The sequence below is a fragment of the Nocardia sp. NPDC005825 genome (genome assembly GCF_040630175.1).
Classification (GTDB): Bacteria; Actinomycetota; Actinomycetes; order Mycobacteriales; family Mycobacteriaceae; genus Nocardia.
The window spans coordinates 524,734-537,265 of record NZ_JBEXXC010000003.1; the positions used below are offsets into that span (position 1 = coordinate 524,734).

Below are 12,532 nucleotides of genomic sequence, written 5' to 3' on the forward strand. Positions count from 1 at the left end.
TCAGGTTCAGCAACAGTGCATTACAACATCAGCCAGGTCAGCGGCCCCACGCTTCTGCTCGCCCATGGATTCTTCATGGACGAGTCGATGTTCGAGCCGATGCGCGAATCCCTGGCAGCCGCCGGTATCAATCTCGTAACGGTCGACGCGCGTTGCCATGGACGGACACAGACACCCGATGGCGAACCGTTCAGCTATTGGGATCTCGCGGCCGACGGATTGGCGGTGCTCGATGATCTCGGAATCGAGCGCGCGGTCATCGGCGGAATGAGTCAGGGCGGCTACTCCGCATTGCGCATGGCATTGCTCGCGCCCGAACGCGTCCAGGGGCTCGCCCTGATCGATACCGAGGCGACCGCGTGCACCCCGGCCGAATTGGCCTACTACCGCGAATTCTTCGAACGCTGGACCGGAGAGGAGCCGATGGCCCCGCTGGTGGCCGAATTGGCCCCGCAGCTCATCGGCGGCACCGATCCGCGGCAGTGGCGGGCCTGGACCAGTCGCTGGTACAGCTCCGACCGCAAGGCCATCCTGCCCGCGGCCCGCTGCCTGATGGAGCGGCGTTCGGTGCTGCACCGACTATCGGAGATCACCGCGCCCGCCCTCGTGGTGCGCGGGAGCCAGGACGGCAACAGCACGTCCCAGAAGTCCGAGGCGCTCACCGCCGGGCTGTCCGGAGCCGACGGCGTGGTGACCATTCCCGGCGCCGGGCACGGTGCGGCCTGGACCCATCCGGAAGTCGTTGCGCCCCTGTTGATCCGGCTGGTCGAGCAGTCCACCGCGCGACGCGAGAGCCGGCTGGCGCGGGCGCTGTCGGCGCAGTGGCCGGCCCAGCGGGGTCAGCGTGAGAATCGGGCCGCGCGCGAGATTCAGGCCGCGCAGTAGCCGGTCGCCAGCGCAGGAGCCCTGCGGGCCGTGCCCATGGCGGTCACGGCCGGCCGGTGCCCTCGTCGAAGGCGGTCCCATCGGGGGACATCCCGGCCTCGTGCCAGCTCGGGATGCCGAGGAAGATCTGGATCTGACTGGGGTAGGCGGCGTTGAAGACGCTGAACAGCTGGACCGCGATATCGAAGCGCCGGGCGGTCTGCCGCTCGCGCAGGCGCATGGTGGCGCGGGGCCGTCCGTAGGCGGCGATGCCCTCGTCCCACATTTCCCGGAATAGTCCGAAACGTCCGAGTTCTGCGAGGAATTCAACCGACCAGGCGGTATCTCCAGAGCTCGCGATCAGCCCGCGCAACCAGTGCACGGTGAGCCGGACCTCTTCCTCCCACTCGACCATCACCTCGCGCGCCGCGTCGTTGCCCAGGAACCAGCGCAGAATATTCGTGTCGCGCTCCAGTCCCGGGAATGCTCGCGCGTAGCTTTCGTTGCACGCCAGCACATTCCAGCGCGTATCGACGTAGGCGGCCAGATTCGGCTCGTGCAGATCGAGGGCGCGGCGCATGTCGTCGGTGATTTCCGCGCGCAGTTGCTCCACGGACGGGAATTCGCTCACCCCAAGTCCGGCCAGATCGAGCAGATGGCGGCGCTCGACGGCGGACAACGGGGTTATTCGGTCCAGATATCGCAGCAGCGCATCCACCACTTCCCGGGTGGGGTGGCCGCGATCGCCCTTCTCCAAATGGCTGATGTAGCTGGCGCTCACACCGGCGTTGAACGCGAGCCTTTCGCGTGATACGCCCCGTGCATCACGCAGGCGGCGCAGCAGCAATCCGAAAGTCGGCGGCTTCAGATCGTCCGAGTCCCTATCCGGTTTCACGCCCAGCACCACGCCGTTCCCTCTCCACAAACACTCAGCAAACCAACCTTCATCGCTCTGAGTCCTCCTGGTTCCGGACAGTGGGACCCGGTGTGACGCCTGGTGCGAACTGTGACGAACGCCGCATACTCCGCCAGTTCTCGACTCGGATACTGCCATATGCGATTGTTCTGAAGGTTAAAACAAGACCATTTCTACTATGTGTCGTGCCACATCTCATAACGTAACGACTATCGGCAATTGCTTAGCAAGCGCAGGTTTCCGGCGTGCCCGGCGACCCCTGAACAGGGTGCCACTACGATCTTCAACCATGCGCAGTGAGGCCCTGACACTCCCCCACCCCGGAACGGGATCGTGACACCCGTCGACGCCATCGTGCTGGCCGGAGGAAAGGCCAGCCGGATGGGCGGAGTGGACAAACCCGCGCTGGTCGTGGGCGGGCAATCCATGCTCGACGCGGCGCTCACCGCGGTGGCGGGCTGCGCGCGCACGGTCGTGGTCGGACCGCACCGGCCCGAACTGCCGCCGGAAGTCCTTCAGGCACAGGAGATACCGGCCGGGGCGGGCCCCGTCGCCGCCATCGCCGCTGGTCTGGGCGCCCTGGCCGGGTGTGAGTTCCCCGCCGGGCTGATCGTGGTGCTGGCCGCCGACATGCCCTTCCTCACCGCGGCCGCGGTGAGTGAACTGCTGTCCCACGCAAGGGAATCCGGGAGCGACGCGGTATTCGCCGCCGATGCCTCGGGCCGCCCGCAGTACCTGGTCGGTGTGTGGCGGCGCGCCGCCCTGGACGCGGCGCTGAATTCCCTGGACTCCCTGGTGAATCGGCCGATGAAGGCGCTGGTGCCGGTGGACACCGCCATGGTCGCGCTGCCCGGCGTCGAGGACTGCGACACCCCCGAGGATGTGCGCCGGGCGCGCACCGGCGCGGTCCGGACGGCCGAGCCGCTGTGGCTCGACGAGGCGCGGGATGTGCTGCGCGGGAGCATCTCCCCGCTGCCGGCGCGCCGCGCCACCCTGCGCTCGGCGCGCGGCGCGACGCTGGCCGCCCCGCTGCTGGCCGCGGACGCGCTGCCGCGTTTCGACGTGTCGGCCATGGACGGCTACGCCGTCAGCGGCGACGGGCCGTGGCAGCTGCGCCGCGATATCGGGTTCGCCGGCGGCGAGCGGCCGGTGGGCCTGCTGGACGGCGAAGCGGTCCGCATCGCGACGGGCGCGCACGTGCCCGACGGGACCAGTTCGGTGGTGCGCGACGAGTTCGTGCACATCGGCGAGGACGGCACCCTGTACCGGCTGCCGGACACGCCGATCCGCGAGGACGTGCGCCGCCGCGGCGAATACTGGCTGCCCGGTGCGGAAGTCGCGCCCGCGGGCACCCCGGTCACCGCCGCGCTCATCTCGGTGGCCGCCAGCGCCGAGGTCGCCACGGCGTCGGTCCGCGGCCCGGTGCGGGCGCGAATCGTGATGACCGGTGACGAGATTCGCGGGGACGGCCCGCTGCACACCGGCCAGACCCGCGACGCCATCGGCCCGGTGCTGCCCGACTTCCTGGCCTGGTACGGCGTCACCACGATCGACCGGGTTCACCTGCGCGACACCGAGAACGCCTTCGACGAGGTGCTGGCGGCCGCGGCCGACTGCGATCTGCTCGTCATCGTCGGCGCGACCGGCGGCGGCGCGGCCGACCAGCTGCGCTCCGCGCTGGACCGGACCGAGTCCACCGTGCTGTTGCGCCGGCTGCGGCTGCGGCCGGGCGGCTCCACCGTGGCCGCCCAACTGGCTTCCGGCACAGTCGTTCTGGGACTGCCCGGCAACCCCTTCGCGGCCATCTCCACGCTGCTGGCGCTGATCGGCGCGACCGTGGAGGGCATGACCGGTGCGGCACCGGCGCGCCGGGTGCTGGGCCCGCTGGCCAACGCGGCCGAGCTGACCGCTCCGGTGGCCCGCATCGTCCCGGCGCGGGCGCTGCCCGGTGGCGGCTTCCAGGGCGATCTGCGGCTGCACACGGCCCATCTGGCCGATCTGCTGGACCGTGACGGCCTGGTGATCGTTCCGGCCGAGGCCGAGGACGGCGTCCTGGCCGAGTTCATTCCGCTGCGAGGCTGAGAGCAGCGTCCCCCGTTCCACCGGGCTCAGCCGGGGAGACCGAGAACGGTCAACAGCTGGCCCGGGTAGGCCGCGCCGTCGATGCGGCCGGTCTGCGCGAGGATCCGGCGGCGCACGCCGGTGACCGGGTTGCGCATGTGCAGGGTGAAGACGTGGGGTGCGAACGCGACGCCGCCGTCGGACCACGCCTGCCGGAATTTCGGGAATTCCCCGAGCTCCCGGATCAGATCGGTGAATCCCTCGGTATTTCCGGAGCGGCCGATCAATGCGCGCATCCAGCCCGCGATCAGCCGGGCGTCCGACTCCCAGTTGACCATCACTTTGGCGGCCAGCTCATGACCGAAGAACCAGCGCAGCATATTGCCGTGCGGGGGCAGGCCCGGGAACGCGTCGTGCCAGGCGGCATTGCACGCCAGCAGGTTGGACCGAATGTCCAGGAGGGCGGCCATATTCGGGCTGTGCAGATCGAGGGTGCGGACCATCTCCGGGGTGATGACCGCGCGCAGTTCCGCCGGGGACGGAACCTGGTCCGATCCCAGGCCGGCCAGATCGTCGAGCTGGCGACGGTCCTCACTGGAGAGCGGGATCAGCCGGTCCAGATAGCGGGTGAGCGCGGTCACCACTTCGCGAGTGGGGTTTCCGCGGTCGCCCTTCTCCAGATGCGTTATGTAGCTGGCGCTTACGCCGGCATTGAATGCCAGCCGTTCGCGGGAAACACCGCGATTGTCACGCAGCCGCCGCAGCAGGTTTCCGAACGTGGGTGCTTCGAGTTCCCGAAAATCCTGTCCGCATACCGCTCTCGCGCCCACTGGTTCCCTCCTTCTCGGAATCCCGGTGGCCCACCTCGCCTCCCCATAGAGGCACCACTGAGATCCGCTTCAGGACGGATACTTACACAGATCGGTATATGAACCTCTCAGCGCCGCAAATCCAATCAGTATCACCGAATAATCCTGTTGGTATATGTGACACGGGATCGGCGATGGACGGCGGGGAGTCCGATCTCCAAACTACCGTCAAGCCCCCAAAGCCAGGGGCGGTTCCACGGAAGAGTTTTTCACTTCCCGTGAACGCACCGGATCCGGGGCGGGCACCGCGTCGAGCAGGCGGCGCGTGTACTCCTCGCGCGGACTGCCGAACACGGCGTCGACCGGGCCCGATTCGACGATACGCCCTTCGCGCAGGACCGCCACCCGGTCGGCCACCTGATGCACGACGGCCAGGTCGTGACTGATGAACAAGCAGGCGAATCCGTACTCGGCGCGCAGGTCCGCGAACAGGTCCAGCACCCGCGCCTGCACCGAGACGTCCAGCGCGCTGGTGGGCTCGTCGGCCACCAGCAGGCGCGGGGCCAGGGCCAGGGCGCGGGCCAGCGCGACACGCTGGCGTTGCCCGCCGGACAGTTCGCCGGGGCGGCGTGTCGCGTACTCCCGCGGCAGCCGTACCGATTCGAGCAGTTCGCCGACCTTGGCGCGGAGCAGCGCGCCCGAGGCCGCCCGGTGCACCCGCAGCGGCTCCCCGATCGCGTCCTCGACCGACCGCCGCGGATCCAGTGAGGCGGTGACGTCCTGATGCACGAGGGCGACGTTCTTGCGCAGCCCGCGCAGTTCGCGGCCCGGTAGCCCGGTGAGCGGGACTCCCTGTAACACCACCTCTCCCGACGTCGCGGGCACCAGGCCGAGCGCGGTGCGGCCGAGAGTGCTCTTGCCCGAACCGGATTCCCCGACCAGGCCGATCACCTCGCGCGGGGCCAGCGTCAACGACACGTCCCGCAGGGCCTGGAACTGCTTGCCGTGGCGGCGGTAGACGACCGAGAGATCGCGCACGCGCAACACCGGTTCGGGATCGGGCGTGGCGGTCGTATCCGGCTCGGGCTCCGCGGTCACCACGGCCACCGGGGGCGCCGGCGTCGCGCTGTCCTCCGGCAGCACCGGGACGGCGGCCAGCAGTTCCCGCGTGTACCGCTCCCGGGGGCTCGCGAAAAGCTCACGGACCGGCTGGGTTTCGACCACCTCCCCCGCCCGCATGACCACCACCCGGTCCGCGATGGCGGCCACCACGCCCAGGTTGTGGGTGATGAACAGGATCGCGGTGTCGTTGCGCCGCTGCAGGTCCCGCAGCAGGTGCAGGATCTCGGCCTGCACGGTGACGTCGAGCGCGGTGGTGGGTTCGTCGGCGATGAGCAGGTCCGGTTCGCCGGACAGGGCCAGCGCGATCACGACCCGCTGCTTCTGCCCGCCGGAGAGCTGGTGCGGATACCAGTCGACCCGCGTCTCCGGCTCGGGGATGTCGACGATTCCGAGCAGTTCGATGGCGCGGGCGCGGGCCTGCGCCTTGCCGATCGGCCGGTGGGCGCGCAGGGCCTCGGCGATCTGGCTTCCGATGCGGCGCACCGGGTTCAGTGCGGTCTGCGGTTCCTGGAAGACCATGGCGGCCCGGGTGCCCCGCAGCGGCCGCAGCTCGTCCTCGGTGGCGCCGACGATCTCGGTCCCGTCCAGCCGGACCGAGCCGGTGGCGGTGGCGCCGGCGGGCAGCAGCCCGAGCACGGCGCGCGCGGTGAGCGATTTGCCGGAGCCGGATTCACCCACCAGCGCCACGGTCTCCCCGCGCGCCACCTGGATGTCCACGCCGTGCAAGACCTTCCGCGCACCGAAACGTACTGCCAGGTCACGAATGTCGAGCAAGGTCTCGGCGGTCATATCACCCTCCGGGCGCGGCCCAGAGCCTGGGCGATCAACAGGAATCCGAGTGTCAGCGCCGACACCACCAGCAGCGGCCCGACCGCCATGGCGGGATTGGCGTCCAGATTGCGGGTGGACTCGGCGATGAGCGACCCCAGCGACGGGTTCGGCGGCCGCACCCCGATGCCGATGAAACTCATGGCGCTGTCCACGAACACGGCCAGCGACAGCGACAGCGCCAGCTGGACCCCGAGCGGTTCGATCACATTGGGCAGCACGTGTTTGCGCAGCGTCCAGGCGGTGCTCGCGCCGATCACGGTGGCGGCCTCGACGAAGGGCTGTTCGCGCACGGCCAGCACGGCGGTGCGGATCTGCCGGCCGAAGATGGGGACTTCGGCGGCGATGATCACGATGGCGACCGCGTGCGCGCCCGGCCCGGTGACCGCGGTCAGCGCGATCGCGAAGATGAGCGCCGGGAACGCCAGGATCAGGTCGAACACGCGCTGCGCCAGCACATCCGCGACCGGATTCACGGTGGCGGCCAGCCCGATGACCGAGCCGAGGACCGCGCCCGCCGGAACCGCGAGGAAGGCGATCAGCAGGTCGACGCGGATGCCGTAGAGCAGGCGGGTGAACACGTCCCGATTGAGGTGATCGGTCCCCAGCCAGTGCTCCCCACTCGGGCCGAGCAGATTCGCCCCCGGAATCTGCTCCAGCGGACCATATGTTGTCAGCAACCCGGCGGCCAGCGCCGCGACCGCGATGACGGCGACGAGCAGCACGCCGGCCAAGCCCTGACCGCGGGTGAGAGCGCGCCACGGCGAGCGCCCCGGACCCGATTCGGGCACCGGATCTTCCGTGGCCGGTATGGGCTGGGCGGCGGGGTCGGCGGGCAGCGTGTCGAAGGCTGCGGTGGACTCGCTCATGCGCGGCCTCCGATGCGGATGCGGGGATCGAGGTACGCGTGGGCGATGTCGGTGAGCAGTTGGAGGCCCACGAACACCGCGACCGAGAACAGCAGCAGGGCTTGCACCACCGGGTAGTCGCGGCGATTGATGCCCTCTTCGATGAGGCGGCCGATGCCGGGCCACGCGAAGGCGGCCTCGACCAGGACCGCACCGCCGAGGAGATTGCCGGCCTGGATGCCGAGGGTGGTGAGCATGGCGGGCAGGGCGTTGCGCAGGGCGTCGTGGGTGACGATGCGGCGCCGCGGCACGCCCAGGGCGCGGGCGGTGAGGACGTACGGCTTGGCGAGTTCGGTGCGCAGCGCCTCGGTGAGGAACCGGGTCAGCGCCGCCGACACCGGCAGGGCCAGGCACACCGCGGGCAGCAGCAGGTACTGCACGGCGATGTCGGGCCGGGCGAGGAAGCCGTCCGGCGGCAGGCCGCCCGAGGGCAGGACGGGGATTGTCACGGCGAAGACCAGCACCAGTAGCACGCCGGTCACGAAGACCGGGATGGCGACGGTGACGGTGTTGGCGGCGGCCACGATCGCATTGAGCCAGCGGCGATCCCACAGCACCGACGCGACCGACACCGCCAGGCTCACGACGACCGCGAGCACGAGCGCCGCGCCCGCGAGGATGAGCGTATTGGACAACCCGCGCCCGATGAGGTCGGAGATCTGGCCGCCGATGAGATACGACCGGCCCAGGTCGCCGGTCACCACGCCGCGCAGCCACGACAGGTACTGCGCGGGGATGGAGCGGTCCAGCCCGAGCTGATGCCGGATGGCCGCGACGGTTTCCGGCGTGGCGTCGGCTCCGGCGAGGATGGTCGCCGGGTCGCCGGGCACCAGCCGCAGCAGCAGGAAGATCAGCACCGAGGCCCCGAACAGCACCGCCAGCGCGGAGGGGACCCGGCGCAGCAGATAGGCGGTCATGCCAGGAACGCCTCGGTCAACGCGAGTTCGCGGCGCTTGGTCCAGTTGAAGCCGTGCAGCTTCCGGGTCGCCGAGCCCTGCGAGTACCGGACGCCGATCTCGATGAGGAACAGGCTGTCGAGCAGCTGATCGCTCAATGCCTGGTAGGCGCGGACCGCGTCCGGGCCGGTGCTCTGCGGCAGCTGCCAGGCCGCGTCGGCGGCCGCCACGTAGGCGGGCGATTCGAAGTGGGAGGCGTTCTTCCGGGCGTTGAACGGGTAGGCGCTCACGGTCAGGGTGGAGGGCACGAACTGCGCCCAGGAGTGGTCGGTGATCCACAGGCCCGGGAACTGCGCGCCGATCAGCTGTTTGACGAAGGTGGCGTTGTCGGTGGGCGCGAGTTCCACCTCGATGCCGATCTCGGCGAGGTTGGCCTGGACGATCTGTGCGGCGGCCTCGTACGCCGACACCGCCGTGTTGTAGGTGAGCGGGATCTTCGGCGGCTTCGGCAGCTGGGCCAGGATCTGCTTGGCCTTGGCCACATCTCGTGAGTACCGGGTGTTGCGGGCGGCGTCGAAGGCCGGCGAGTTCTTGGGCCACGGCAGGTTCGCGGCGTAGCCCGCACCGCGGAACACCTCGGCGATGATGCGCTCCCGGTCGACGGCGTAGGCGATGGCCTGCCGCAGCCGCACGTCCGACAGCACCGGGTCGGCGACGTTCGCGCCGGCGTAGATCTCGATCTCGGCGCCCTCGTAGGTGTAGACGCGGTAGCCGTCGGTCTTGGCCAGGTTCTCGTTGTCGCGGTAGGTGACGCCGTCGGCGAGGTGGATCTGCCCGGTTTTGAGGGCGTTCAGCTGCGCCTGGTTGTCGGAGATGATCGTGAGTTCGACCCGGTCCAGGTAGGGGCGGTCCGGCACCCAGTAGTTCGTGTTCTTCTCGAACACCAACTGCTGGTTGGGGATTCGCTGTACGAATCGGAACGGCCCGGTGCCGACGATCTTCTCGCCGGTGCCCAGCTGCTCGATCGATTCGCTGTCGAGGATGGGCACGGTGTCGAGCAGGTCGAACAGATTGCTCAGCGGGTGCGCCAGGGTCAGCGTGACCCGGTGCGGGTCGCTGGCGTCGATGCCGGTCACCGCGGCGGCGGTGCTCTTGAGCTGGCCCGACCATTTCGGGTCGGCGTAGGTGCGCAGCGAGAACTCCACATCCTTGGAGGTGAAGGGGCGGCCGCTGTGGAAGGTCACGTCGTCGCGCAGGTCGAGAGTGATGGACTTGCCGTCCGGCGTGACGGTCCAGCTCTTGGCCAGCAGCGGCTGTGGTTCGAGCTTGTCGTGCGGGTACCGCACCAGAGTCTCGAAGACCAGGCCGACCACGTACGGCGTGGTGCCGGTATTGGTGAGCAGGTTGGCGGGCACCAGGTCGACCAGCACGCCGTACTTCAGGGTCCCGCCGCGCACGGGTTGCGCGTTGTCGTCGCCGCCCTTCTGCTGACTCACCGCCGAGGTGCAGGCGGCCAGCGCCCCGCCGCCGAAGATCGCCAGGGCGGCGACGGCCGAGCCGCGCAGGAATGTACGGCGGTGCAGGGCGCCGGGGGACGAATTCATCTGGAAATCCTCGAGTGTGGACCGATCGCTGGATTGTGTGCGGCGACGCTAACCGCGAATGCATGACGGATCACCGGTTGCACGCAGCCAGAGTGAAACCCTGGCCGTCAACCCGGCAGGCGGCCTTTGCTGGGGAGCATGTCAGTCCCCGCCCATGCCCGTGGTTATGAGAGTTTCTCCGGTGAGATCGGCCGCACCACCGCCGATTCCACACCGGAATGGCAGTATCCGCCGGTCGCGCCCGCCGGTGCGCCGAATGTCGTGGTGGTGCTGGTCGACGATATGGGGTTCAGCGATATCGGCCCGTTCGGGTCGGAGATCGACACCCCGGTTCTCGATCGGCTGGCCGCGAATGGATTGCGGCTCACCAACTTCCACACGACGCCACTGTGCTCACCGTCGCGGGCGGCGCTGCTGACCGGAATCAATTCCCATCGGGCCGGCTTCGGATTCGTCGCCAATGCCGATCCCGGGTATCCCGGGCTGCGGCTGGAACTGGCCGACGATGTGCTGACGCTGCCGGAAATCTTGCGCACCAACGGATATGCGACCTACGCGGTCGGGAAGTGGCATCTGGTACGCGACGCCACGCTGCACCCGGCCGCGCGACGCGATTCCTGGCCGACGCGGCGCGGATTCGACCGGTATTACGGATCCCTGGAAGGCCTGAACTCCTTCTACTACCCGAATCAGCTCATCTCGGACAGCTCGCCGGTGAATATCGAGGAGTACCCCGAGGACTACTACCTCACCGACGACTACACCGATCGCGCGGTCGGCTACATCAAGGAACTGCGCGCGCACGACGCCACCAAGCCGTTCTTCCTATACTTCGCGCACACCGCCATGCACGGTCCGCTGCAGGCCAAGCCGGAGGATCAGGCCAAATATCGGGGGCGCTACCGTGAGGGCTGGGATCGACTGCGGCAGAGCCGATTCGCCGCACAGCTCGCGCAGGGCTTGTTCCCGCCCGGGACCGAACAGAAGCCGCGCAATACCGAGCCGGGTTACGAGGCCCAGGAATGGGAGGCGCTGACCGACGAGCAGCGGTCGCGGTTCGAGCGGTACATGGAGGTGTACGCGGGCATGGTCGACAGCATCGACCAGAGCCTGGGCCGGATCGTGGACACCCTGGAACAGCTCGGCGAGCTGGACAACACCATCATCGTGTTCACCTCCGACAACGGCGGCACCGCGGAGGGCGGGCCGGAGGGCACCCGCACCTACTTCGCGCAGTTCGCCCAGGTTGACGAGCCGGAGTGGGAGCGCGACGTCCCACACGACGACGAGCTCATCGGCACCGCCAAGCTCGGCGTGCACTATCCGCGCGGCTGGGGACAGGCCTCGAACACGCCGTTCCGGTTCTACAAGGGCCAGACCTTCGCGGGCGGCGTCCGAGTACCGTTCGTCCTGTCCTGGCCGCAGGGGTTGCCGCGCGCGGACGGCGACAGCGGAGTTCGCCAGGAGTACGTCTACATCACCGACCTGGCCCCGACACTGCTGGAACTGATCGGACTGGATCGGCCGAGCGTTCGTAATGGGCTACCCGCCAAGGACTTCGACGGAGTGTCCGCGGCGAGCATCCTCCGGGACTCGGCCGCTGTCTCCCGGCACGTCGAGCAGTACTCGGAAATGACCGGCCATCGCGGCTTCTACCGCGACGGCTGGAAACTCCTCGCCCTGCACGAGCCCGAGCGCGGGATCGACAATCCGCGCTGGCAGCTCTTCGATGTCCGCACCGATCCCACCGAGCTGCACGATCTCTCCGAGCGGCTACCCGACAAGGTGGCGGAGCTGGCCGCCGCATGGGACGAAGCGGCTTGGCACAACACGGTTTTCCCGCTCCTCACCCGGCAGGACCTGGCGCGGCGGCGGCCCGAGGAAGCGCGGCTGGGCGATCAGGTTCGGATCCTGCCCGGGACACCTACCCTCGAGCGCTATCGTTCGCAGCGGCTCATCGCGTATCGCGATTTCAGCATCGACGTCGAGCTCGGCGGGTATCGGTCGGGCGACGAGGGTGTGCTGGTTGCGCACGGGGATCCGCTCGGTGGATACATTCTGTACGTCGAGGGTGGCCGGCTGATCTTCGGTTACAACGGATATGGGCGGTATACGACGGTCGATGCCGGCGAAATCCCCATCGGCAGTACTCTTCTCACCCTGTCTGCGACCGTTCGTCCGCACCTGCGATGGGATTTCGCTCGGCATCGATGGGACGCGGGCCGGGGAGCTGTCGAATCAGGTTCAGTTGGTTGGGATGTCGCCGTGGACCGGGATCTCGGTGGGCCTCGACGCGCGTGGGCCGGTGTCATGGGATTTGCGCGAGCGTCGGGGGGTGTTCCGCTACAGCGGCGAGTTGCGGGCGGTCACGTATCGGCCCGGGGCTGTCGGGGTGTCCGAGGAAGAGCAGCAGGCGTTGGATTCTGAGGCCGAGTTGGTTGCGGAGTAAGACGCGCGAAGACCAAACAACAAGAGAGAAAAGATAAAAGATGCCTGGAGAAGGAAGAGAGGTGGCCGAGCTTGC

8 protein-coding genes and 1 pseudogene are annotated in these 12,532 nt (G+C 68.8%); 3 read left to right on the forward strand and 6 right to left on the reverse strand.

Annotated elements, in window-relative coordinates; translation table 11 throughout:
* Positions 1 to 15: 15 nt before the first annotated feature.
* The gene (locus tag ABZ382_RS11280) at positions 16 to 885 is read left to right on the forward strand and encodes an alpha/beta hydrolase (RefSeq protein WP_357086899.1); all 870 of its coding nucleotides are present in this window, start codon (positions 16 to 18) and stop codon (positions 883 to 885) included.
* 43 nt (positions 886 to 928) lie between these two features.
* On the opposite strand, the gene ABZ382_RS11285 is transcribed toward ABZ382_RS11280, so the two are convergent.
* A complete protein-coding gene (locus tag ABZ382_RS11285; protein ID WP_357086901.1) occupies positions 929 to 1,771 on the reverse strand; it encodes a helix-turn-helix domain-containing protein in 843 nt (280 codons plus the stop codon).
* A 342-nt stretch (positions 1,772 to 2,113) separates the two neighbouring features.
* Here ABZ382_RS11285 and ABZ382_RS11290 point away from each other — a divergent pair, with 342 nt between their 5' ends.
* Positions 2,114 to 3,862 (forward strand): NTP transferase domain-containing protein, encoded by a 1,749-nt coding sequence (locus ABZ382_RS11290; protein ID WP_357086903.1) that lies wholly within the window; start codon positions 2,114 to 2,116, stop codon positions 3,860 to 3,862.
* Between the two features lie 26 nt (positions 3,863 to 3,888).
* Here ABZ382_RS11290 and ABZ382_RS11295 read toward each other — a convergent pair whose 3' ends face one another.
* From ABZ382_RS11295 to ABZ382_RS11315, 5 genes are all read right to left on the reverse strand, one after another.
* Positions 3,889 to 4,671: a helix-turn-helix transcriptional regulator gene (locus tag ABZ382_RS11295; RefSeq protein WP_357086904.1), complete on the reverse strand. Its 783-nt coding sequence runs from the start codon at positions 4,669 to 4,671 to the stop codon at positions 3,889 to 3,891.
* A 207-nt stretch (positions 4,672 to 4,878) separates the two neighbouring features.
* Positions 4,879 to 6,561, reverse strand: a complete 1,683-nt coding sequence (locus ABZ382_RS11300; protein ID WP_357086906.1) for an ABC transporter ATP-binding protein — start codon at positions 6,559 to 6,561, stop codon at positions 4,879 to 4,881.
* A complete protein-coding gene (locus ABZ382_RS11305; RefSeq protein ID WP_357086908.1) occupies positions 6,558 to 7,469 on the reverse strand; it encodes an ABC transporter permease in 912 nt (303 codons plus the stop codon). Before ABZ382_RS11305 ends, ABZ382_RS11300 begins: the two co-directional genes overlap by 4 nt.
* The gene (locus ABZ382_RS11310; RefSeq protein ID WP_357086911.1) at positions 7,466 to 8,425 is read right to left on the reverse strand and encodes an ABC transporter permease; all 960 of its coding nucleotides are present in this window, start codon (positions 8,423 to 8,425) and stop codon (positions 7,466 to 7,468) included. Before ABZ382_RS11310 ends, ABZ382_RS11305 begins: the two co-directional genes overlap by 4 nt.
* The gene (locus tag ABZ382_RS11315) at positions 8,422 to 10,008 is read right to left on the reverse strand and encodes an ABC transporter substrate-binding protein (protein ID WP_357086913.1); all 1,587 of its coding nucleotides are present in this window, start codon (positions 10,006 to 10,008) and stop codon (positions 8,422 to 8,424) included. Before ABZ382_RS11315 ends, ABZ382_RS11310 begins: the two co-directional genes overlap by 4 nt.
* A gap of 138 nt (positions 10,009 to 10,146) precedes the next feature.
* On the opposite strand from ABZ382_RS11315, the pseudogene ABZ382_RS11320 reads away from it, so the two are divergent.
* A pseudogene (locus ABZ382_RS11320) lies at positions 10,147 to 12,457 on the forward strand (arylsulfatase).
* Positions 12,458 to 12,532 lie beyond the last annotated feature (75 nt).